The sequence below is a fragment of the Bacillus hominis genome (genome assembly GCF_018332515.1).
GTDB classification, from domain to species: domain Bacteria; phylum Bacillota; class Bacilli; order Bacillales; family Bacillaceae_G; genus Bacillus_A; species Bacillus_A hominis.
On record NZ_BOQD01000642.1, the window covers coordinates 1 to 431 of the forward strand.

Annotated in this window: 1 protein-coding gene; it reads left to right on the forward strand. The window is 28.8% G+C overall.

The window, feature by feature from the left end; genetic code table 11:
* Positions 1-431: hypothetical protein (locus tag KI356_RS27755; protein ID WP_238486262.1), on the forward strand; the 431-nt coding region annotated here is incomplete at both ends.

The window sequence follows — 431 nt, forward strand, 5'->3', positions numbered from 1 at the left end:
TTTGTAGTGTTGAATTGCTATTTGTTAATGTTTTGTACGGGAACGTATTAAATGTTCAATGGTTAAATAAGAAATTAGGTTCTTTTGGTGAATATGGGGCAATTGTAGCTGCATCATTATGGTTCTTACGCCAAATATGGTTATTTTTAAAGAAGAAGAATATACACGGGTTTAAAATAATTAAAGAACTATATCTTTTTATAAAACAGTTTCACGTATTAATTGGATACGCTGTAATCTCTATTGCGACTACTCACGGTCTTTACTTTTTAATAAAAGGAAGTCGTCATATAATACTAATATACAGTGGTGTATTTTCTCTTTTAACCTTAATAGTATTAGGCGTTGCAGGATTTGTTTTACAGAAATCTAATCAGAAAACAAAATTGAAGATGTATCGAAAAGTACATCAAATCATTGCAATTATATTT